This is a genomic window from Leifsonia sp. GW821-FHT13C05 (assembly GCF_058806515.1).
Genome location: NZ_JBXAPT010000001.1, coordinates 30,105 through 51,305, shown reverse-complemented (window position 1 = coordinate 51,305; position 21,201 = coordinate 30,105). Strand labels below are relative to the sequence as shown.

The window sequence follows — 21,201 nt, the reverse complement described above, 5'->3', positions numbered from 1 at the left end:
CGTCAGCCGCGCGCGCTGCGCGCCAGGAGGGCCGCATGCAGGGCGGACAGGGTCTCGCCGTCGTCGAGGTCCATCCCGAGCAGGTCCTCGATGAGGGCGATGCGCTGGTAGAAGACCGAACGCGACAGGTGGCTGGCCGCGGCCGCCCTGGTGCGGTTGCCGGGGTGGGCGGCGTACGCGCGGAGCACGTCGAGCAGGTCGCCGCCGTTGGCTAGGTCGAAGTCGATGAGGGGCCGCAGCATCAGCTCGCTGTGCTCCTGCATGCGGGGATCCGCGCCGAGGGTCGTGACGAGTCGGAGGAGCGGCCGGTGCTCCGCGCGCAGGATCGTCACGCCGCGGGAGCGCCTGCCGTCGGCGCGAGCGATCAGCTGCCCGGCCTCCGCGATCGACGCCAGCAGGCCCGGGATGCCCGGAGCCTGCGACCCGAGAGCCACGGTCACGGCCGCCCCATCGCCCGCCGCCCCACCGAGTGCCCGGCCGATCGCCTGAGCGACGGCGGTCAGGGCTGCGTCCGTCACCGGCCGCTCCGCGCGCGACGACACGGCGAGCACGAGCATCCCCTCTGTGCGCTCCGGATGCTGCGCGACGAGCACGTCGAGCCCCTGGCCGCGCGCCGCCTGCCGGACGGCGTCGGCGAGCGCTGCAGTGTCGAGACGGCCGGAACGCCCGGCGCCCTGCGAACCGCCCGAACCACCCACACCCGCACCACCACCAACCCCCACGACCGCCCCGCTCAGCACCCGCCCCGCCACGGGCAGCCCCGACGCCTCGAAACGCGCCACCAGGCCGCTCTCGCTCGCGAAGCGGCGGCCGAGCAGCGCGCCGAGGAGGCGGTCGTGGCTCTGCCTGGTCCATTCGTCCGCATCCCGGTCGGCGAGCCTGCTGAGGGCGAGCGCGACCGCTGCCTGTTCGAGCACGTTGGAGCGTCCGGCAGGATGCGGGAGGCCGGGGAGCGCGATGAGGTGGCCCCAGCGCATCCCGCGCGCCTCGATCGGGGTGATCAGCCAGCGGTCGTCACCCGCGCCGCGGTGGGCTCGGCGGGAGCGCTGCTCCCAGTCGGCGAGCGCGACCTCTGCGGCGTCCACCCCGGACGACGCGATGACGCGGTGGTTGAGGTCCTCGAGCACGACGGGGGCGCCCAGCGCCCTCGCCGCCTCCGCGACGATGAAGTCGGCCGGGCTGCCACGCAGGCTCAGCTCGGTGAAGAGGGCGTGGATCTCGTCCCTGGCGCGCAGGGCGACCATCTGGTCGGCGATGATGCGGGAGTGCACGGCCTCCGTGATCGCAATGAACCGCACCTCCCTGTGCAGCACGACGAACGGCATCCCCGAGGCGCGGAAGCCGTCGACGATGGCGGCGGGCGGCTGCGGCATCCTGTCGCTCAGTTCGAGCACCAGGCCGGCGATGCCGCCCTCCGCGAGTCCGGCGGCGAGCGCCAGCAGCGCGTCGTCGTCCGTCGGCCAGCCCGCTCCCGTCGAGAGGAGCAGTTCGCCCCCACTGACGAGCCGCGCGCTCTCGGCCGTCTCGGAGACGTGCACCCAGCGCACCGGCCGGTCCAGGCCGTCCTCCCCAGACAGCACCTCCGGCAGGGCGCGGGCCACGTCGTCGAAGCGCAGGATCTCCCGGATGGTCGGCAGCACAGCCGACGAGACGGCTTCCGGACGATCTGTCTCGCCCGCCGTCAAGCTCCGACGATCTGGCATCGTCCACCCGCCCCTTTCTCTGTCAGCATTGGGATGCAAGCCTACTGTTTTCCTCCGGGCAGTTCGTCCGGAGCGTTCCGAAGGAGAATGCCTGTGGCCCTCATCCGTCACCTCATCGACGGCGTCGAGCACGGCGAGCCCGTCCGCACCGGCCCGGTGTTCAACCCGGCGACCGGCGAACGGCAGCACGAGGTCGTGCTCGGCAGCGTCGCCGACGTCGAGGCCGCCATTTCGGCAGCGAGAGCCGCCCTCCCCGGGTGGCGGGCGACCAGCCTCACCAAGCGTGCCGACGTGCTGTTCCGGCTGCGCCACCTGCTCACCGAGCGCTCCGCCGAGCTCGCCGCCATCGTCACGAGCGAGCACGGCAAGGTGCTGTCCGACGCCGCCGGCGAGATCGGTCGCGGGCTCGAGAACGTGGAGTTCGCCTCCGGGCTCATCGCGCAGCTGAAGGGCGAGTTCAGCCAGCAGGTGTCCACCGGGGTCGACGTGCACAGCGTCAAGCAGCCCGTCGGCGTGGTCGGCTGCATCACGCCGTTCAACTTCCCGGTGATGGTGCCGCTCTGGATGGTCGCGAGCGCCATCGCCTGCGGCAACACCGTCGTCCTCAAGCCGAGCGAGAAGGACCCGAGCGCGTCGGTGTTCCTGGCCAGGCTGTTCCTGGAGGCCGGCCTGCCCGCCGGGGTGCTCAACGTGGTGCACGGCGACAAAGTCGCGGTCGACACCATCCTGGACAGCCCGGACGTGGATGCGGTCAGCTTCGTCGGCTCCACCCCGATCGCCCGCTCGATCTACCAGCGCGCGAGCGCGAACGGCAAGCGGGTGCAGGCGCTCGGCGGCGCGAAGAACCACATGGTGGTGCTGGCCGACGCCGACATCGATGCGGCAGCTGATGCCGCCGTCTCCGCGGCATACGGATCGGCGGGCGAGCGCTGCATGGCGGTCAGCGTGCTGGTCGCGGTCGGCGACGTCGGCGACCGGCTGGTGCCCGCCATCGCCGGCAGGCTCGACGCCCTGGCGATCGGCGACGGCACGGACGCCGCCAGCGAGATGGGCCCGCTGATCACTGCCGAGCACCGCGACAAGGTCGCCTCCTACGTGGCCGGAGCAGAGGCGGAGGGCGCTACCGTGGTGGTCGACGGCACCGCGAAGCAGTTCGACGGCGACGGCTTCTTCATCGGCGTCAGCCTGATCGACCACGTCGGCACCGGGATGCGCGTCTACACGGACGAGATCTTCGGCCCCGTGCTCTCCGTCGTGCGCGTCGCCACCTACGAGGACGCCGTCGCGCTGGTCAACAGCAACCGGTACGGCAACGGCGTCGCCCTGTTCACCCGCGACGGCGGGGCGGCCAGGCAGTTCGAGTTCGACGTGGAGGTGGGCATGGTCGGGATCAACGTCCCGATCCCGGTGCCGGTCGGTGCGTACTCGTTCGGCGGCTGGAAGGACTCGCTGTTCGGCGACTCCCACATCTACGGGCCGGAGTCGTTCCACTTCTACACCCGCAGCAAGGTGGTCACCACGCGCTGGCCCGACCCGCTGCACTCCACGATCGAGCTCGCCTTCCCCGGCAATTCCTGACCGGCGACTCCGCACCGGCGACCACTGACTGGCGACCACTGACCGGCGCACCCGCCGACCGCACCCCCAGCACCAACAGGACGGACAGCATGACCGACACCACCGCATCCATCGCATCCACCGCACGCACCGGATTCCTGGACAGGCACGGCGTCGAGCATCCCTTCGGCGACAGCGCGGCCGAGACGCAGGTGCGCTCCGACGACCGCGGCCACGTCTTCCACTCGTGGAGCGCCCAGGCGCAGATCGACCCGCTGCCGGTCGCAGCGGGCGACGGCTCCACGTTCTGGGACTACCGCGGCACCGCCTATCTCGATTTCAGCTCGCAGCTCGTGAACCTGAATCTCGGCCACCAGCATCCGGACCTGGTGCGCGCCATCCAGGAGCAGGCGGGACGGCTGGCGACCATCCAGCCGTCGATGGCGAACGACGTGCGCGGCGAGCTGGCCAGGCGGATCGCCGAGGTCGCGCCTGGCACGCTGAGCAGCGTGTTCTTCACCAACGGCGGCGCTGACGCGAACGAGTACGCCGTGCGGATGGCGCGCAGGGTGACCGGTCGCCGAAAGGTGCTGTCGATGTACCGCTCGTACCACGGCGGAACCGGCGCGGCCATCGCGCTGACCGGCGACCCGCGGCGCTGGGCGAACGAGCCGAGCGACCCGTCCGTCGCGCACTTCTTCGGCCCGTACCTGTACCGGTCGGCGTTCCACGCGACCACGCAGGAGGAGGAGACGCAGCGCGCGCTCGAACACCTCGAGAACGTGATCGTGCTCGAGGGTGCTGCGACCGTCGCGGCCATCGTCATCGAGACCATCGTGGGCACCAACGGCGTGCTCGTGCCCCCTCCCGGCTACCTGGCCGGGGTGCGCGCGCTCTGCGACCGCTACGGGATCGTGTACATCGCCGACGAGGTGATGGTCGGTTTCGGCCGGATCGGCGAGTGGTTCGCGGTGGACGCGTTCGGGGTCGTCCCCGACCTGATCACCTTCGCGAAGGGCGTCAACTCGGGGTACGTGCCGCTCGGCGGCGTGGTCATCTCGGACAGGATCGAGGAGTTCTTCGACGACGTGGCGTTCCAGGGCGGGCTGACGTACTCCGGGCATCCACTGGCCTGCGCGGCCGGGGTCGCGACGTTCGAGGTGTTCGAGCGCGACGGCATCCTGGAGCGGGTGCGCGATCTCGGCGAACGCGTGGTCGAGCCGACGATCACGGGCTGGCTGGACACGCACTCGTCGCTCGGCGAGGTGCGCGGTCGCGGGCTGTTCTGGGCGCTCGAACTGGTGCGCGACCGCGAGACCAGGGAACCCCTCGTGCCGTTCAACGCCGCGGGAGCGGACGCAGCCCCGATGGCCGAGCTGGCGGCCGCCTGCAAGGCGGAAGGGGTGTGGCCGTTCATCCACTTCAACCGGATGCACATCGCGCCTCCGCTGGTGATCGGCGAGGACGACCTGCGGCGCGGACTCGCCGTGATCGACGCCGCACTGACCGTGGCCGACCGCTACGCCCAGTGATCGGCGTTATCGTTGGGCCATGACCGAACCCGGAGACGGCCGCGTCGCCGTGTACATCGACTTCGACAACATCGTGATCTCGAGGTACGACCAAGTCCACGGCCGCGGCCAGTTCATGCGCGACAGACAGAAGGCGGCCGGCAAGACCGACCCCACCTTCACCGCGAAGCTCGCTGAGGCGACCGTCGACATCGGCGCGGTGATCGACTTCGCCTCGTCGTTCGGCACGCTCGTGCTCACCCGCGCATACGCGGACTGGTCGGCAGCGGTCAACGCCGACTACCGCGGGCAGCTGGTCGGCCGCGCCGTCGACCTCGTGCAGCTGTTCCCCGCCGCCGCGTACGCGAAGAACGGCGCGGACATCCGGCTGGCCGTGGATGCGGTCGAAGACCTGTTCCGCCTGCCCGACCTCACGCACGTGGTGATCGTGGCGGGAGACTCCGACTACATCGCGCTCGCCCAGCGCTGCAAGCGCCTCGGCCGGTACGTGATCGGCATCGGCGTCGCCGGGTCGACCAGCAAGTCGCTCGCCGCGGCCTGCGACGACTTCGTGACGTACGACGATTTGCCGGGAGTTGCCCGGGATGAGGACGCGGAGTCCGTCGAGGTGACAGCTCCGGATGCGCCTCCCGCGGCCGGGCGCGCCGCATCCGTCGTCGAGCCGGTCGCCGTGGGAAGTGCGGCCTCGAAGGCTTCCGCGGCCGACACGGCCACCGTGACCGACGCGGCAACCGAGCCCGCAGCCCCGAAGCGGCGCCGGTCCACCAAGGCGGCCGCGCAGGAGCCCGCTCCGGAGCCCGTCGCTGAGCCGGCCCCGGAGGAGCCGGTCGAGGAGGAGCGGGAGGACCCGCAGCTCGTCGCCACCCGGCTGCTCGCCCGCGCCATGCAGCTCGGCCACGAGAAGGACGACGCCGAGTGGCTGCACAGCTCGACGGTCAAGGGCCAGATGAAGCGCATGGACCCGTCGTTCAGCGAGAAGTCGCTCGGGTTCCGGTCGTTCAGCGATTTCATCAAATCGCGCAGCACACTGGTCGAACTCGACGACAGTTCGACAGCGCAGATGCTGCGGCTCGCACCGACGAGGGCGGCGCGCCGCGCTCAGCATTCCGGTCGCGTGTCCTGAGCCGGCGTTCAGGTCGGGGGAATTGGATGTGGCTATGGCACGACGTTGGGTGGCGACACGCTGGGGCGGACTGGACGGCTGGGAGTTCCAGGAGGTGGAACTCCCGCAACCCGGGCCGGGTGAGGTGACGATCCGGGTGACCGCGGCCGGCGTGAACCCCGCAGACTACAAGCACGTCTCCGCGCCTCGACCCGGCCTGGAGCTTCCGGCCCCCATCGGCTACGAGGTGGCGGGCGTGCTGTCCGCGGTCGGCCCGGACACCGAGATCGCGTCGGGAGGAGGGGCCGTCGGGGATGCGGTGGTCGCCTTCCGCATCGCGGGCGGATACGCCACCGAGGTGATCGTGCCGGCGGCCGATGTGTTCGCGAAGCCGCCGCGGCTGGACGACCCTGCGGCGGCGAACCTGCTGCTCGCCGGTTCGACCGCGTCGCAGATGCTGCACACCGTCGGTGTGCGGGCCGGGGAGACGATCATCGTGCACGGCGCATCCGGTGCCGTCGGGGTGAGTGTGCTGCAGCAGGCCGCCGAGCTCGACGTGCACGTGATCGGAACGGCGAGCGAGGCCAGATTCGCCGAGGTCCGCCGGTTCGGCGGCACACCCATCGCCTACGGTCCCGGACTGCTGGACCGGGCGCGCGAGGCCGGTCACGGGCACATCCGGGCTGCGCTCGACTGCGTCGGCACCGACGAGGCGATCGACGTGTCTCTCGAACTCGTGGCCGACCGCAACCGCATCGTCACCATCGTCGCCGCCGCCCGCGCGGCCGAGGAGGGCTTCCATGCCATCAACGGCGCCCAGCCGGAGAGTGCCGCATACCGGGACAGCGTGCGGGCCGACCTGCTCGCCCTCGCCGGGAGCGGACGCCTGCAGGTGCCCGTGGCGCGCACATACCCGCTCGCCGAGGCGATCGAGGCGCTGACGTTCCTGAAAGACGGGCACCCCGGCGGGAAGATCGCCCTGCTGAACTGAGCAGCGGCGAACGCCGGCCCTAGGCCGGTTTGCTCGCCTTGCCGTCCAGCCAGAGCGTGTCGGACTCGTCCCGGTGGGCGGTGTCCACCCCGACGAACTTCGCGTCGATCTTCGGACCCTTGGTGATGACGTGCACCAGCGCCATCCCGTGCCCGCGACCCAGGTCGAAGTCGGTCTTCAGCCACTCCAGGATCGGTCCGGCCTTGGTGTCCTCGCCGAAGCCGTGCTCGTGCGCCAGCGCAATGAACTCGCGCGGCGTCTTGCCCGTCTTGTCCTCGATGTTGTCGAGATATGCCTGGAACGACATGCGTCAGCTCTCCCTCGCGTGGGCGTTCAGATGGGCGGCGGCCTGCTCCTCCGGCATGATGACCATGCCGCCGGTGCGCTGGCTCGACTGCAGCAGCGCCTCCATCCACTGTTCGTTGAGTGTGGGCGGCCTGCTGCCGGCGAAGACGAACGCCATCGGGATCTCGCGGCTGATCCAGAGGCTGATCCTGCCGCCGCCCTGCTCCGGCGGGATCTCCCAGTTGAGCAGGAAGCTCTCGTGCCTGCGCAGCTTGGTGACGAGCGCGATCTTCACGTGCGAGAGCACGCGGTCGTCGAACTCGAACTCCTGGCCGTGGCCGTAGATCAGCGTGCCCATCCGGTCACTCCGATCGTTTCGAACGCGCCGCCCGGTATGTGCCTTCCGGCACCTCCTGACGGATCTCGGCCCGCAGCTCGTCTTCGAGCAGGAGACCGGAGTTGCTGTTCGCGCGCTCCGTGAGAATGGTCAGCCACTCACGGTTCAGCTCGGGCAGCTGCGTGTGCGTGAACGCGAACTGGATGCTGATCGACGGGTCGAGCCAGATGGATCGCAGGCTGCCGTCGACCCCTGACCGGTCCACCCACAGCAGAAGGAACCCTTCGCGGCGGCGCAGTTTGGTCGCTATCACTGCCTGCAGGTGTGCGAGCACGCGATCGTCGAACGTAAAGCTGTCTGTCCCGTCGTAGATCAGTGTTCCCAATTAAGTTCCTCTCCGGGGTCCACTTTCGCCTCCGGGAGGCACCTCGTCAAGTCGGATCGCTGTTTCACTTCCGTGCGCGTTTCTCCGCGTGTCGGCGCCCGGGCGGACGTATGCTCCGCGACATGGACGCTCTCACGCGAACCATCAAAGCGGCCCTCCTCTACGAGGACGGGGCGACCCTCGACAGTGTCGTCGTCGTCCCGCTGATCGGAGGCTGCCCTCCCGGGGAGATCCGGGTGGCGACGACCTTCGCCGGCGCCTTGGCCTACGACGTCTACGAACTGGACGACGACGAGGAGTTCTCGTCGATGCCCGCATATCCGTACAAGGCGACGGTGCCGGTCACGACCGCCGACCTGACCGACTGACCCGCCCTATCCGGCCACCGAACGCTGCAGCAGCCTGCGCACCTCGTCGTCGAACGGCGCAACGGGACCGTCCACCGGAACCCCCGGCGCTACCGTCTGGATGGGGAGCGCGCTCACCGCGGAGACCGGGGCGCCCCAGGATGCGCGCCACCCGCTGATCTGCTCCGCCGACGCTGCGTAGACGATCCGCCCGAGCCCGACCCAGGCGTGCGCCGCCGAGCACATCGGGCAGTGCTCCCCCGACGTGTAGACGACTGCGGCGGCACGCGCATCCGGTGACAGGTTCCTGACCGCCCAGCGCGCGAGCTCGAACTCGGGATGCAGGGTCTCGTCCCCGCCGCCGACCCTGTTGCGGTCTTCGGCGAGCACCGCGCCGTCCTCGCCGACGAGGACCGACCCGAACGGCTCGTCCCCCGCATCCAGTGCCTCGGCCGCGAGCTGCACGGCCCTCGTCAGGTGGCGCCTGTCGTCGTCGCTGATGCCCATGCCGCCACCATAGCCCCGTGGTCGTCGCCGCTGTCGTCGTAGGCTGGAGGGCGTGACCGAAGCCAGACGCCCGGGCGCCGCCGTCGCAGCGCTCAGCGTCGGGACGCTGCTGAACCCGCTCAACTCGTCGATGATCGCGGTGGCGCTGGTATCGCTGCAGCACAGCTTCCGGGTGGACATCGCCACGGTCACCTGGGTCATCACGTCCTTCTACCTGGCGTCGGCCGCCGGCCAGCCGCTGATGGGACGCTTCGCCGACCGGTTCGGCCCACGACGACTGTTCCTGTTCGGGATGCTCGTGGTCGCCGTCTCCTGCGCGCTCACCCCGTTCGCGTCCTCCTTCGTCGCGGTCTGCGCCGGACGGGTGGCTCTCGCCATCGGCACGGCGACGGCGTTCCCGTCCGCCATCGCGATGCTGCGGTCGATCACGGCGGCGGCTGCGAGCGGCGGCGGCGGTGGCACAGCGTCTCGGGCGGCGACACCGCGGCTGCTCGGGCGCATCCAGATCGCCAACACCTCGGGGGCCGCCATCGGGCCGGTGCTCGGCGGGGTGCTGGTGACGTTCCTCGGCTGGCAGGCGATCTTCTGGGTGAACGTCCCGATCGCCGCCGTCGCGTTCGCCGGGGTGTGGCTGTTCGCGCCGCGCGACCCCGAGCGCGTGAAGGCTCCGCTGCGGCAGGTGGTGGCCGAGTCGGACATCCCGGGCATCGTCGCGTTCGTGACGGCGCTGGCGACGCTGCTGGTGTTCCTGCTCGACCTGCGGCCGCAGCCGCTGTGGTGGCTGCTGCCGGTGAGCATCCTGGCCGGGGCGCTGTTCGTCTGGCGCGAGCTGCGCACCGCCCATCCGTTCCTCGACCTGCGCCTGCTCGCGGCGAACCGGCGGCTGCTGATGGTCTACCTCTGCTTCGCGGTGTTCAACGTGGTCTACTACTCGGCGTTCTTCGGCCTGCCGCAGTACCTGCAGGAGTACGGCGGATACTCGGCGGGCATCGCCGGGCTGCTGATGTTCCCCCTCGCGGCGGTGACGATCGTCGCCACGCCGTTCGCGGCGCGCGCCATCGAGCGCGTCGGCGTGCGCACCACACTGCTCTGGGGAGCGTCCGCGCTGATCGTCGGAGCCGGGCTGCTCGCGGTCGGGGCGACGACGACGGCGCCGGTCGTGGTGCTGGTGCTCACGGCCGTGCTCGGCGTGCCGTACTGCGTGGTGAGCATCGCGATGAACCAGGCGCTCTACTCGGCGGCCAGGCCGCAGGATGCGGGCGTCGCGGCCGGGATCTTCCAGACCTCACGCTACGTCGGGGCGATCGTGGCGACCACGATGCTCGGGCTGCTGTTCACCGACGGGACCACCGCATCCACGTGGCTGGCGGCGGTGGGCATCGCGACCGGGCTCGCCGTCGTGCACCTGGCGCTGCTCGTCTTCGTGCGCCCGCGCGGCACGGCGGAGGCGGCGGCCGCTCCGTAGAAGCGGAGATGGTGGCCGACGCGCCGCGGCGCACTCCGCAACACCGGAGATCGCGCGCGACGTGCGCCGCGATCTCCGCGCGAGCGGAAGCCGCGCCCGCGCTACAGCTCCACGTCGGCCGCGAACACGAGGCGCTGCTCCCAGACGCGTCCATCCGGGTAGACGCGCGTGTCCTCCGGCGCAGGCGGATCGCCGGGGAAGCGTTCCCACTCCTCCACGTGCACCCGCCAGCCCGGGTTATGGCCCGGCCTGCTGAGCGGGATCACCACTCCGGCGTCCAGCTCGCCCACCCAGGCGCCCTCGAACGCGTTCGCTCCCGTGCCACGCAGCACCAGCTCGCCGGTCGCCACCGTGCGCCAGCCCAGATCGCCGCCGATCGACGGGTCGACGGTCTGGATGCTCGCCACCAGCAGCCGGTTCTCGTCCACCGGGCGCGCGAACGCCCCCTCCAGCCCGAACCGCGGCGCCGTGGTGTCGCGGGTGATCCCGCGCGTCCCGCTGACCACCACCCTGACGTGCGTGTCGTCCGTGCGGCTGACGCTCGCGATCCGCTCTGGGGTGAGCTGCACGAAATCGCAGCGCACCGGCCACGACAGGTGCTCCCCGGCGACGCTGTCCGGCTGGTAGCGCGCCACCGCGAGTCGCACGAACGGCCAGAACGCCGTGCCGGGGTCGATCGCGATGTCCACGAACCAGAGCTTCCGCTCCGCGCTGTACTGCGGCCGGTAACCGACCGCGAGCACGTTCCTGTCAGTGACCCCGGCGGGGAGTGGGAGAGATACAGCCGGGGTCACCGGTCGGCCGGGGCGCGGCTCGTCGTCGATGCCGGAGGCGTGCAGCAGATCGTCCAGCTGCAGGGTCTTCAGCGGCCGGGCGGCCACGGGGGCGCTCAGCCAGATCGGGTCGCCGCCCCACTGGCTCACGTACGGGAAGCCTGTACCGGGATCGTCGGCCGGTTCGCCGAAGGCGTCGTTCCCGTTGGCCGCGAGCAGCACCGCGAGCAGCTCGCCCTCCCCGCTGGAGTACCACGGGCGCTGCAGGTAGATGCGCACCCCGGCCTGCCTGGTGACTCGCCGCGCCATCGGCTGCTCGGGTTCGACGCCCTCGTTCCAGCGGAACAGCGGAAGCACCGAGTGGATGAGCGGAGCGGCAGGGCGCGCGCTCGACGGCACGGAGACCTCCACCGTCTCCCCGATCACGCTCGCGCCGTCGTCCAGCGGATTCGCCGGATCGCCGCGCAGCAGCTCCGGCGCGAAATACTCGCGGAACCGCGTCGCCGCCCGGAAGAAGTACGAGACGCGGCGGTGCTTGGTGTCCGCGAACCGGTGCGTGGACTCGTGGGTGCGCAGCGGACCGTAGCCGGGAAGCGTCACGACCGCGTCGTGCCCGGCGAGCACCGCCACCTGCTCGTCGGCGACGATGGCCGTCGTGAACGCGATGGCGTCGGTGTGGCTGGTGGACGGCGCATCCTGAGCGATGTCGTCGACCGGCTCGTCCCACGACGCCTGCGCGGTGATGCTGTCCGTGCTCTGCCCGTCGACGTCGACCCCGCCGAACAGGAACGCGGAGGTGTCCCCCGGCACCCGGAAGGCGTGCAGCACGGTCGGCCGCGGTGCGACGAGCGGGCGGGGCACGGCGTGCACGAAGGTGAGGTCCTCGAACGGGGTCAGGCCCCACAGCCAGCCGTCGACAGCGGCCTCGCGCACCTCTGGCGTCTGCTGAAGCACGGCGGCGAAGCTGCGCCAGACCCCGAGCCAGTCGAGCCGGGAGCGGACGAGGCTGCTCGCCAGCCGCGCCCGCTGCACGTCGCCCGGGGGCAGCATGAACCGGATGCGGCCGCCCGCGACGGCGGAGTCGAGCACGTCGCCGCCCTCCAGCGACAGCAGGAACGGCTTCCGCTCCGGCCAATCGCCCCGGTATGCGGCGGTGAACCCTTCCGTGCCGAACGGGAAGCGGATGGTCCGGCCTGCACCCGCCTCCGGGAAGACGAGGCTGACCCCGTCGGCCAGCGGGTCCGGCAGGTACGGCAGCTCCAGCTCGTCGACGTCGTGCACCACGTACTGTCCTGGTGCAGGCGCGTCCCCCGGTCGCAGGCGCAGCCGCTCGACGGCCGGGTCGGGATCGGGGAGCTCCCCCGGCCGCAGGGCGAGCATCCTGAGCCCGTTTGCCGGGGAGGGCACGGGCTGGCTTCCGTCCGCTTCGAGGGTCTGACTGAGCAGCGCCATGCCCGGTTGCTGGATGCGCGCGCCAACCGTGGAGAGGTCGGCCACGTCCACGTCGAAGAAGCTGCCGTTCTCGCGGAGGATCGCGGCGAGCGCCTCCCGTTGCGCTGCAGCACGCTGCGCCGCGGTCTGGCCGTCGCCGATGGCCGCGTCGAACTCGCCGTGCTGCTCCGCCTGGATCTGGCTGGTCTTCGGCGCAGCCAGGTGGCGTTCGGTGTCTGCGCCGTAGCCGTGTGCGGCGTCGACGCTCGCCGCGTATGCCGCAGGCTCCGTCACAGTGATCGCGAGCGTCTCCGGATCCTGGGTCACGCCGGAGCGCACCACGAGCACACGCAGAGACTCCCCCTCCGTGAAGCGGCGGCGCGGCACCAGGGCCGGAGACGGGACGGGGTCCCAGCGCAGGAACGGGACGAGCGGGGTCACCTTCTTCATCGCGGCGCGGAGCGCTGCGGCGACCACGGCGGGGTCGAGCGCGACACCAGCGCCGCCCTGGAACTCGGGCTGACCGGTGAGCTGGGCGGCGGCGACGGCGGCGAGCCGCGACGGGTCGCGCGTGATCGTCGGCTCGGCGAACGGGATCGCGGGGTCGACGACGGCCGCGGCGAAGGCCGCATCCACGAGGCTGCGGCGGTCGGCGGCTCGGCCGAAGGCGGGCGCTGCGCCCGCCGCCTGCCTGGCGGCGGCCGGGCCGGCCGGCACCGTCGCCCGCACCCGTCCGAGCAGCCCGTCGATCACCGCACTCGGCACGGCGCCGGCGGGCGCGGCCGCGAACGCTCCGCGCAGGGTCTCCGCCGCATCCGGTTGCCTGTCGTCGGCCTGGATGGTCTCCTCGGTCGTGAGCGCGGCGTCCTCCACCGCGAGCCGCGCCTCGTGCAGCGCGGCCGTCCCGTCGCGCAGCCCGGACAGCACGGGCCCGATCGTCGCGCCCGGTGCGTCGAAGAGCGGAGGCGGCACCGTCTGCAGCCCGGCGAGCAGCACCTCGGGCGGCGGTCCAGGCGGCAGCGGCTGCGGGTTGAGCTCGTCGGCGCGGGTGTTGCCGGCGAGGTCGACCTGCCAGGCGCGGAACGCGTACGACCGGCCGAATCGCAGCCGCGGCAGCGTTCCGGGGGCCACCCGGTTGGCGAACCGCAGTGGATGCGTCGGGTCCGGCACGTCGTCCGGCACGTCTTCGACCACCTCCACCGTCTGCTCGCGTCCGTCGACCACCTGCTGCTCGTTGCGCACGCGCTTGCCCGGCCGAGGAGCGGACAGGCTCCAGCCCTCCCAGCCGAACACCGCCTCGTGCACGTTCACCGGGTTCGCCGGATCCCCCGGCGTCTGGTTGGCCACCGTCCCCTGGATGAACCCCTGCTCGGGGAGCGCCGTGAACACCGGGGTGTACGTGCCGTCGTCGTGGCGGGCGTCGATGTCGGCGAGCCGGGCGTGCAGCGACGACCAGGTGCGCACGGTGTCGTCCCAGACCTCTACGCGCATCCCGCGGGTGACCTGCTCGGTGAACAGGTCGGGCACGGCCGTGGTCTCCAGCGCGGCCTGGTGTGCCAGCTGGTCCTTCGCGCTCTGCGCCTCCTCCGCGCGGGAGACGGTCAGGCCGCTCGCGCGCATCGCCGGGGTGGCGGCGTTGACCGGGTCGTCGTTGTCCTGCACGTGCAGCAGCCGGGGCAGCGTCCAGAGGAACCGCTCCGTCTTGAGCGCCGTGCCGTCGGCGTCGAGGTCGAGCACCGAGAACAGGCTGTCGTCGCCGATGGCGAGCGACCCGTCGATCCAGTCGCCGGTCTGCGCGACCGTCACGAACGTGCCGTCGCCGAGGGCGCGCACGAACACGTGCGTCGGGCGGCACGCCGTCGCGTTCCCGCCGACCGTCAGCACCGCGGTCAGCCAGCGCGACGAGAGCAGCCTCGCCGGTTCGGTCACCCGCAGGTCGATCACCAGCCCGGTCTTCCTCAGCAACGCTGGGTGGTCGCCGATCGTGCCGACCCGCTCGTGGAACTCCGGGCCCTGCCGAGGGAGACCGACCGGCTGGGTGTCCGGCACCTCCTGATACGGCTGCGCGGACTCGGGTCGCTCGTAGTACCGCCTGGCCCGGTGCAGCTCGCCGAGTGCGCGCAGGAACCACTCCTCGTTGGCGGCGATCCTCCGCGAGATCTCCTGCGGCTCCGCGTCGGTCTCGATCGACTCGTCCAGGAACGCCGTCAGCCTGGCCTCGTCGAACTCGGGTCTACGGCGGTCGTCTCCTCCGTGCACCGGCCAGCGCTGCGCCATCCCGAGCGCCTGCTGGGCCAGTGGATGCGCGGACGGCGCCGGCGGGCTCGTCGGGTCGGACAGCACGGTCGCCAGGTGCACCAGCTTGCCGATGTCGTGCACCGATCGCGCGGAGAACCCGCGCCACCTGTTCTGGTCGAGCCGAGGGACGGGGTTGCCTCTCACCGGGGTGTCCGGAGGGAAGATCGTGTCCCAGACGCCCGCATCCGGTGCGAGTGCCGCGGTGGTCGCGACGGTGCAGTCGATGGCGCCTGCGTCGTCGGCGAGCTCGATCGTGAGCCCGTCGAGCACCTGCGCCGCCCAGTGCGGGAACAGCGCGAACGTGTCCAGCCTGGCGGTCGCGGCATCCGGCACCAGCTTCGGGCTGACGAACACCGAGACGTGGGCGTCGGCGTCTGGCCTCGTCGACCGAGGGAGCACGGTCGTCATGAATGTCTCGGTGCTCATGCCGGCACCCCTTCCGCGCCGAATGCTTCGCAATAGTCGCTCCACGCCGGTGATGTGCCGTCCGGCTCGCACATCACCTCGCGGAAACTCGGGTCTCCGTTCGAGCCGGCGAACTGCCGTTCGGCGCTGATCTGCACGGAGGCGGAGAAGAACAGCACCTTCACCTGCACCGTGATCGTCGCCCGGCCGACCATCTTGCCGGTGTTGAACTGGTACACGAGCTCCATGTAGAGCTCGATCGACGCGGAGATGAGGCCGAGCACATCCACCTCGCCGCGCAGCCGGAAGTAGCCGGTGAGCGAGCCGGCGTCCGCCTCCAACCGGATGTAGATCCCGATCATCGCCGAGATCGACCCGGAGGCGACGCCCAGGTCGACGGCGAGGCACGCCCCGGCCTCCAGCCCGATCTCCAAGATCTCCAGCTTCTTCGGCCCGATGCGCATCCCGAACCAGCCCCCGCCGCCGAGGAACACGACGGCGAGCGTGAACGGCCGCTCCCTGGTGCAGAAGTTGAACCCGACGGTGACGCTCTTGCCGAGGAACGGCACCTGCACGTCGGCGCCGAGCGACATGTTCGACAGGTTGAAGACGCCGATGGCCACGTTCGGCAGCGCGAGGGTGAAGCCAGCGCTCAGGCCGGACGGCGACACGTCCAGGAACGGCGGATCGGAGAACCCGTCGAACGGGATCAGCTCCTTGATCACCTCAACGAACGAGAGCAGGCCGACGAACTTCAGGTCGCCCAGCACCACATCCACGTCGGTCTTGCCGTTGGAGCCCGCCTTGAACGACATGTGCTCGAACGGCACCCGGATGAGCGGGGCGCCCGGCAGGAGGTTCAGCTGGAAGTCGCGCAGCTCGGCGAGCACGTCCACCGTGACGTCGCCGGTCGCGCTCGCCCGGCCGTCGATGGCGATCACCAGGCTGTCCTTCTGCAGGCTCAGGATGGGGTCTCCCGCCGGCCACGACCGCATCTCCGGCTTCCACTCGAACCGGAAGCGCACCTGCGGGCTGTCGGAGGCGAGGCCGCGGAGGAAGTCGATGGCCTTGAGCGCGGCATCCACGTCGGCGACGATCGGGTCGATGGCCTTCTTCAGCGACGCCAGCTGGTTGGCGGCGAACACCGGGAGGCCGCCGATGGCGAGCACCCCGTCGAGCGCGGCGCCGAGCTGCCCGATGGCGCCCTGCAACTCAGCGGGCGTGACGGTCGGCGGCGACGCCACCGCTCCGGCGAGCTGGCCGGGGAACGCGGTCACGAGCGACACGATGGTGTTCTTCGACGCCAGCACGCTGTCCCGGATCGCCGTGGCCTTCGCCACCGCGTCCTGCGAGCGGTCGGCCGCCTTGTCGACGGCGAGCTGCGCATCCCGCACGGCCTGCTCGACCGCATCCCGCAGCCGCTGCACGTCGTCGAGGAAGCCCTCGATCAGCTGCACCGCCTGCGAGACGACCTTCGGCAGGGCGAGCGGCTCCCCGGTGACCGCCTCGATCACGTCGACCAGATCGACCAGCCCGAACAGCTTGGGCAACGCACCCTTGAGGTAGTCGACGGGGTTGAAGTCGAGGTCGATGGCGTTGTCGATGTCGCCGACCGGGCCGGACAGGGCGGAGACGCCGCGGATCGGCAGGTTCGGCGCGACGAACCCGCCGCCCTTGTCCGTGCCGCTGGTCGAGCCGGCCCCGCCGAACGACAGGGAGGGCAACGGGATGCCGTGCGCGGTGAGGTCGGGGAAGTCCGCTGCCGTGATGGTCCCGTCGTCCGCCAGGACGTTCGCCCACACCTGGCCGGGGTTGCCGGCGTCCAGCCCGGTGGAGAGGAACTGCTTGGCGTACGAGACCGGCAGGCTCGGCGTGGCGGACAGGTGCTGCACGGCGGGGAGCACCACGTCGGCGGAGCTCATCGTCGGGGTCGACGAGCCGACCACCGGGGTGCCGAGCAGCCGGACGGTCTGCGTCTCCGCCTGCGCGTCCCCCGATCCGGTCGACGGGCGCGGCGCGAACGCGATCCGCTGTCCGTGCGCCGCCACCTCCCTGTCCGGGTCGGTGTCGTATTTGGCGTGGATGACCGTGGCGAAGTCGGGCGGCTGCACGGACTCGCTCACCCACAGCATCGGGAAGCTCAGCCGGATCGGCTGCGTGTCCCTGTCGACGGTGTTCACCACCCAGCGGAACCGCTGCCCGCCGATGGTCGGCCAGAACGACGAGTTCTCCTGCGCGCCGGGGTCGTCGATCACCGGGGTGACGGACGGCTGCAGCTCGATGGACGCGAACGGGAAGTCCCGCTGACCGGCGTAGCTGCGCGTGCGCTCCAGCAGCACGATGAACTTGCGCTGGTACAGCCCGGCGTACGACCCGCCGGTCGCCGCTTTCATCTTCCGCTCCGTTACCTTGATCAGCGCCGCCTTGTGTCCGAGCGGGAACAGGTATCCCGGATATGCGACGCGCACGTACTGGTCCCGGCCGAACGGAGCCTGGTGGTCCCAGGCGAGCACCGAGGCGAGACCGGCGAGCGAGTATGGCAGGGTGGGCCAGGCACCGTGCAGGTCGAGGGTCGCGCCGAGCCCGGACAGCCACAGCGCCTTCGCCCCGACCGGGAGAGGGTCGATGCGGCTTCGCCGGTTTTTCGCCAGCCACGACTCGGAGGTCTGCCGCACCAGCCGGTGCCGGTCGGCGGCGTTCAGCGACGCCCGGAACGGCGCATCGCCGCCGAGCGGGGGGACCGTGAACGCGCCTCCCGCCTGGTCGATGGCCGCGGACTGCCACTGCGCGGCGGTGACGCTGTCCCTGTCGCGCGTCCAGATCGCGCGAACTACCCGGTGGTCGGCGTCCCGCTCATCCGGTGCTGCCGGGTCGTCGGAGGCGACCCCGAGCCGCGAGTGCCACAGCTCGACGAACCCGGGAGCCGTCGCACTCGGCACGGGTGCGACGGCGTGCGCCCAGCGGCCGTCTGCGGTGGGCGAGATCATCAGCCGGAACGGAGCCTCGATGGCGGTCTGCCCGCGATCCGGCTTGTCGCTGAGGATGGGGCGGGTGCGCGGCAGGTTCCCGAAGCCGCCGCCCAGGATCGGGCCGTCCAGGATCGGGCCGCGCGGCACGGCATCGACCAGGTCGCCGTCAAGCCCGCCGAGCTTCACCCCGTCGGACACGACCGGGCGGACGGCGGACAGGGAGGCGCGCACCTGCCCGAGCGCCTTCGCGTTCGAGACGAGGTTGTCGAGCGTGACGGGACCGGCGACCTTCCGCTGCTGGGCGGCGGTCACCGTCTCCAGGACCACCCCGCCGCCGGTGAGCGTGGCGACGATCCCCTTCCCGACGACGACGCGCTGCTCGAACCCGCCCGCCTTCGCCCCTGCGCCCTGCTGGGCGGCGGCCGGGTTGTCGCCCGGGTTCCACGGGGCGGGCGCCGTTCCTGACGGCGCGGCCAGGGGATGCAGTACAGGCTCGAGCCGGGTGATCGCAGCCAGGAGGCCCTCCGACGTGAACGGGATGCTCTCGCCGTCCGGAATCGCGAACACCAGCCGCGACCCGCGCGCCGGACGGTGCCCGACGATCGGATGCACGGTCGCGCCCGGCGGGGACGGCGTCGCCGGGTCTGCGATCGGCTTCCCGGTGACGGGGTCGACGATGAGCGCCGGCGGACCGGTGGGCGCCTCGTAGAGCGCCTCCTCGTGCAGGTGCTGGAACGCGAAGTCGACCGTCATGGTGGACGGGTGGGCGGCGTCGGGGGCGCCGGGTGCGGGCGCGGGTGCGCCGGGCGCGGGCGTTGGCGTGATGGTCGGGTTGGCGCCCTCGGTGAGGGTGCATCCGGTGAAGGTGACGGTGAGGGCGAGCAGATCCTCCGGACGGATCAGGTCGGCGACGATGTCTGTGCTCGCTGCGAGGTCCGGCCCCCCGAACGCGATCCCCGGATGGCCGACCCTCCTCCACGACGCGGCGAAGCGCAGGGTGGGGGTGATGGTGGCCGGGGGCGCCTCGGGTTCGGCTTTCGCCGGCGCCCGCCGGCCGCGCGCGGCGCCGGCTTTCGCGGTCCCGGGGTCTGCCGCTGCTTTCGAGCGTCTCGTGGACCCGGCCGCGGGTGTCGGTGCGGCCCCTGCGCCGCCCGTCGCGCGTAGTTCGTCCTGCCGTTTTCTGTTGTTCTGCCCTGCAGACATGGGCTCACCGTTCTCATCGAAAGTCTTGGAAAGTCTTCGAGAGCAGGGTGTCCGCTTCAGCCCGGCGGCTGGAACGATGCCGTTGACGGAGAAAGTATGCTCCGGCACCCACCGTCTGCGCCAGGGTTTTCTGAGATTTCTTCGACTGACGCCGGATTGCTGCGTGCATCCTGCTGTCGTGCATCCTGCTGTCGTGCATCCTGCTGTCGTGCGCCGCCGGACCCGGCACTGTGCCGTGTCCGGCGACCGCCCAGCTGCGGGAGTCTGCCACTGCCCGCAGCGTGACGTTTCAGTACGCGGCCTCCCGGTCGCGCCCTTCCGGCGGATGCACCCGTTCGTCGGTGTCTCCGTCGTTCCTGTCGATGTCGCCGAGCGGCGCCAGGTCCCCTGGTTCGTCGCGGACCGCATCCCGTGGCACGGCCCGCTCGTCGGCGTCCGCGTCGTCGTCGATCCGGTCGAGGTCACCGAGCGGCGCAAGCTCCCCCGGTTCGTCGCGGACCGCATCCCGAGGCACAGCCCGCTCGTCGTTGTCTTCCGTCCTGTCCAGCTCGGCGAACGGTCCGACGTCTTTCGCGTCGTACGCATCGTGCCGCGGGTTCGCCCGCTCGTCGACGTCCCCGTCCGTCCGGCCGACGTCGCCCCACGGCAGCACTTCGTGCTCCATGAGCGTCAGACCGTCTGCAGTGCGGTGATCTGGGCGAGATTGTTCGGCCCGCCCGCGTTGGTCGCCCGGTACTGCAGCCGCTTCCCCGTCGCCATCGCCGCAGTAGCGACGGCCAGGATGTTCGACCGCTCCGCATCGGTGTCGGCCCAGATGCGCCTCCACCCGACGCGCCCCAGCTCATGACTGAAGTCGATCCAGGAGCTGCCTCCCCCGGTGAAGACGTTGTTGATGACGGCTGTATATCCCTGAACCCAATGACTGTCGTCCCACGCTGACATGGCACGCCTCCAGATGGCTTTGTTTCCGCGTTCCTTCGAGCAGGGTCGCACTCACCCCTCGACGGCCGGCAGAAGGCCGTGACGCGCCCGATTATGCTCCTCCCCACACACGACACGCCAGACGAATGTGAGAGAAACTCTAAATAAGGTGGACGGGATGGTCCACCAGGCACGTGCGCCAGGGAGCGGTAGCGTCGGTTTATGCGCACCGCCGATATCGTCACCGTCGAGACGACCCTCGGGCCCGGGCGGCTTACTGTGTCTGCCGCGGAGGCGATCGCCGCGTCTGCCGCGACCGCCACGTCCGCCGAGTCCTCCACGCACGCCAAGTCCGGAACGCCTGCCACCTCCGCCGAGGCCGCCGCCGCCGCTGCCGCTCCGCGCCCGCGGGCGGTCCTCTGGCTCGGCCACGGAGCAGGCGGAGGCATCGAAGCGGTCGACCTCGCCGCCCTGGCCGCCGCCCTTCCATCCCTCGGGATCACTGTCGTCCGCTACGAGCAGCCGTGGCGCGTCGCCGGCAAACGCGTCGCCTCCCGCCCCGCCGCCCTCGACACCGCCTGGCTCGAAACCGCCCCCGCCGTCGAGAAGATCGCCGACGGCCTGCCCATCCTGGTGGGCGGCCGCAGCGCCGGTGCCCGCGTGGCCTGCCGCACCGCCGCATCCACGGGGGCAGCCGCCGTGGTCTGCCTGGCGTTCCCGCTGCATCCACCGGGCCGGCCGGACGCGAGCAGGCTCGACGAACTGCTCACCCCCGACGTGCCCGTGCTGGTACTGCAGGGCGAGCGCGACACGTTCGGCACCGCGGCCACCGTCGCCGCCGAGACCGAGGGACGCCCGAGCATCCGGGTGGTCCCGGTACCCGGCGCCGACCACGGGATGCGGGTGCTCGCGTCGTCCCCGTTCCCCGCCGCCGCGGTGCGGGAGCTGCTGGTGTCTCAGGTGGCGGCGTTCGTGGACGGGGTGGTGTGA

Annotated in this window: 16 protein-coding genes; 7 read left to right on the top strand and 9 right to left on the bottom strand. The window is 71.4% G+C overall.

Annotated features, from left to right (window positions below; translation table 11 throughout):
- Positions 1–2 precede the first annotated feature (2 nt).
- Positions 3–1,703 carry a PucR family transcriptional regulator gene (locus AC1ROC_RS00235; RefSeq protein ID WP_492997346.1) on the bottom strand — a complete coding sequence of 567 codons (1,701 nt, stop codon included), beginning with the start codon at positions 1,701–1,703 and terminating at the stop codon, positions 3–5.
- A 93-nt stretch (positions 1,704–1,796) separates the two neighbouring features.
- Between AC1ROC_RS00235 and AC1ROC_RS00230 the strand changes: the two genes are divergently transcribed.
- The 4 genes from AC1ROC_RS00230 to AC1ROC_RS00215 all read left to right on the top strand — a co-directional run bounded on the left by AC1ROC_RS00230 (position 1,797) and on the right by AC1ROC_RS00215 (position 6,885).
- A complete protein-coding gene (locus tag AC1ROC_RS00230; RefSeq protein WP_492997344.1) occupies positions 1,797–3,281 on the top strand; it encodes a CoA-acylating methylmalonate-semialdehyde dehydrogenase in 1,485 nt (494 codons plus the stop codon).
- 89 nt (positions 3,282–3,370) lie between these two features.
- Positions 3,371–4,792, top strand: coding sequence for an aspartate aminotransferase family protein (locus tag AC1ROC_RS00225; protein WP_492997342.1), 1,422 nt, complete (start codon positions 3,371–3,373; stop codon positions 4,790–4,792).
- A gap of 19 nt (positions 4,793–4,811) precedes the next feature.
- Positions 4,812–5,915 carry an NYN domain-containing protein gene (locus AC1ROC_RS00220; RefSeq protein ID WP_085371342.1) on the top strand — a complete coding sequence of 368 codons (1,104 nt, stop codon included), beginning with the start codon at positions 4,812–4,814 and terminating at the stop codon, positions 5,913–5,915.
- Positions 5,916–5,949: 34 nt separating this feature from the next.
- Positions 5,950–6,885, top strand: coding sequence for an NADP-dependent oxidoreductase (locus AC1ROC_RS00215; protein ID WP_085371343.1), 936 nt, complete (start codon positions 5,950–5,952; stop codon positions 6,883–6,885).
- A 19-nt stretch (positions 6,886–6,904) separates the two neighbouring features.
- Here AC1ROC_RS00215 and AC1ROC_RS00210 read toward each other — a convergent pair whose 3' ends face one another.
- The 3 genes from AC1ROC_RS00210 to AC1ROC_RS00200 are packed head-to-tail and all read right to left on the bottom strand — an operon-like array spanning position 6,905 to position 7,892.
- On the bottom strand, positions 6,905–7,192 hold the full coding sequence (locus AC1ROC_RS00210) for a DUF4287 domain-containing protein (RefSeq protein ID WP_085371344.1): 288 nt from the start codon (positions 7,190–7,192) through the stop codon (positions 6,905–6,907).
- A gap of 3 nt (positions 7,193–7,195) precedes the next feature.
- Entirely contained in the window at positions 7,196–7,528 is a 333-nt protein-coding gene (locus AC1ROC_RS00205; RefSeq protein ID WP_168689726.1) for a DUF7882 family protein, read from the bottom strand.
- Positions 7,529–7,532: 4 nt separating this feature from the next.
- Positions 7,533–7,892: a DUF7882 family protein gene (locus AC1ROC_RS00200; RefSeq protein WP_085371346.1), complete on the bottom strand. Its 360-nt coding sequence runs from the start codon at positions 7,890–7,892 to the stop codon at positions 7,533–7,535.
- Positions 7,893–8,014: 122 nt separating this feature from the next.
- Between AC1ROC_RS00200 and AC1ROC_RS00195 the strand changes: the two genes are divergently transcribed.
- Positions 8,015–8,260, top strand: a complete 246-nt coding sequence (locus AC1ROC_RS00195; RefSeq protein WP_085371351.1) for a hypothetical protein — start codon at positions 8,015–8,017, stop codon at positions 8,258–8,260.
- Positions 8,261–8,266: 6 nt separating this feature from the next.
- Here the strand turns inward: AC1ROC_RS00195 and AC1ROC_RS00190 are convergent, their stop codons facing one another.
- A complete protein-coding gene (locus tag AC1ROC_RS00190) occupies positions 8,267–8,746 on the bottom strand; it encodes a nucleoside deaminase (RefSeq protein ID WP_085371347.1) in 480 nt (159 codons plus the stop codon).
- Positions 8,747–8,789: 43 nt separating this feature from the next.
- Here AC1ROC_RS00190 and AC1ROC_RS00185 point away from each other — a divergent pair, with 43 nt between their 5' ends.
- Complete coding sequence (locus AC1ROC_RS00185) at positions 8,790–10,211, top strand: MFS transporter (RefSeq protein ID WP_492998887.1); 1,422 nt, start codon at positions 8,790–8,792, stop codon at positions 10,209–10,211.
- Between the two features lie 101 nt (positions 10,212–10,312).
- Here AC1ROC_RS00185 and AC1ROC_RS00180 read toward each other — a convergent pair whose 3' ends face one another.
- From AC1ROC_RS00180 to AC1ROC_RS00165, 4 genes are all read right to left on the bottom strand, one after another.
- Positions 10,313–15,139: a hypothetical protein gene (locus tag AC1ROC_RS00180; protein ID WP_492997336.1), complete on the bottom strand. Its 4,827-nt coding sequence runs from the start codon at positions 15,137–15,139 to the stop codon at positions 10,313–10,315.
- A complete protein-coding gene (locus tag AC1ROC_RS00175) occupies positions 15,136–19,290 on the bottom strand; it encodes a hypothetical protein (RefSeq protein WP_492997334.1) in 4,155 nt (1,384 codons plus the stop codon). The genes AC1ROC_RS00180 and AC1ROC_RS00175 overlap by 4 nt, the downstream gene beginning before the upstream one ends.
- A 289-nt stretch (positions 19,291–19,579) precedes the next feature.
- Positions 19,580–19,954, bottom strand: coding sequence for a hypothetical protein (locus tag AC1ROC_RS00170; protein ID WP_492997332.1), 375 nt, complete (start codon positions 19,952–19,954; stop codon positions 19,580–19,582).
- A 5-nt stretch (positions 19,955–19,959) separates the two neighbouring features.
- Positions 19,960–20,232: a hypothetical protein gene (locus AC1ROC_RS00165; RefSeq protein ID WP_492997331.1), complete on the bottom strand. Its 273-nt coding sequence runs from the start codon at positions 20,230–20,232 to the stop codon at positions 19,960–19,962.
- 201 nt (positions 20,233–20,433) lie between these two features.
- On the opposite strand from AC1ROC_RS00165, the gene AC1ROC_RS00160 reads away from it, so the two are divergent.
- Positions 20,434–21,201 carry an alpha/beta hydrolase family protein gene (locus tag AC1ROC_RS00160; RefSeq protein WP_492997329.1) on the top strand — a complete coding sequence of 256 codons (768 nt, stop codon included), beginning with the start codon at positions 20,434–20,436 and terminating at the stop codon, positions 21,199–21,201.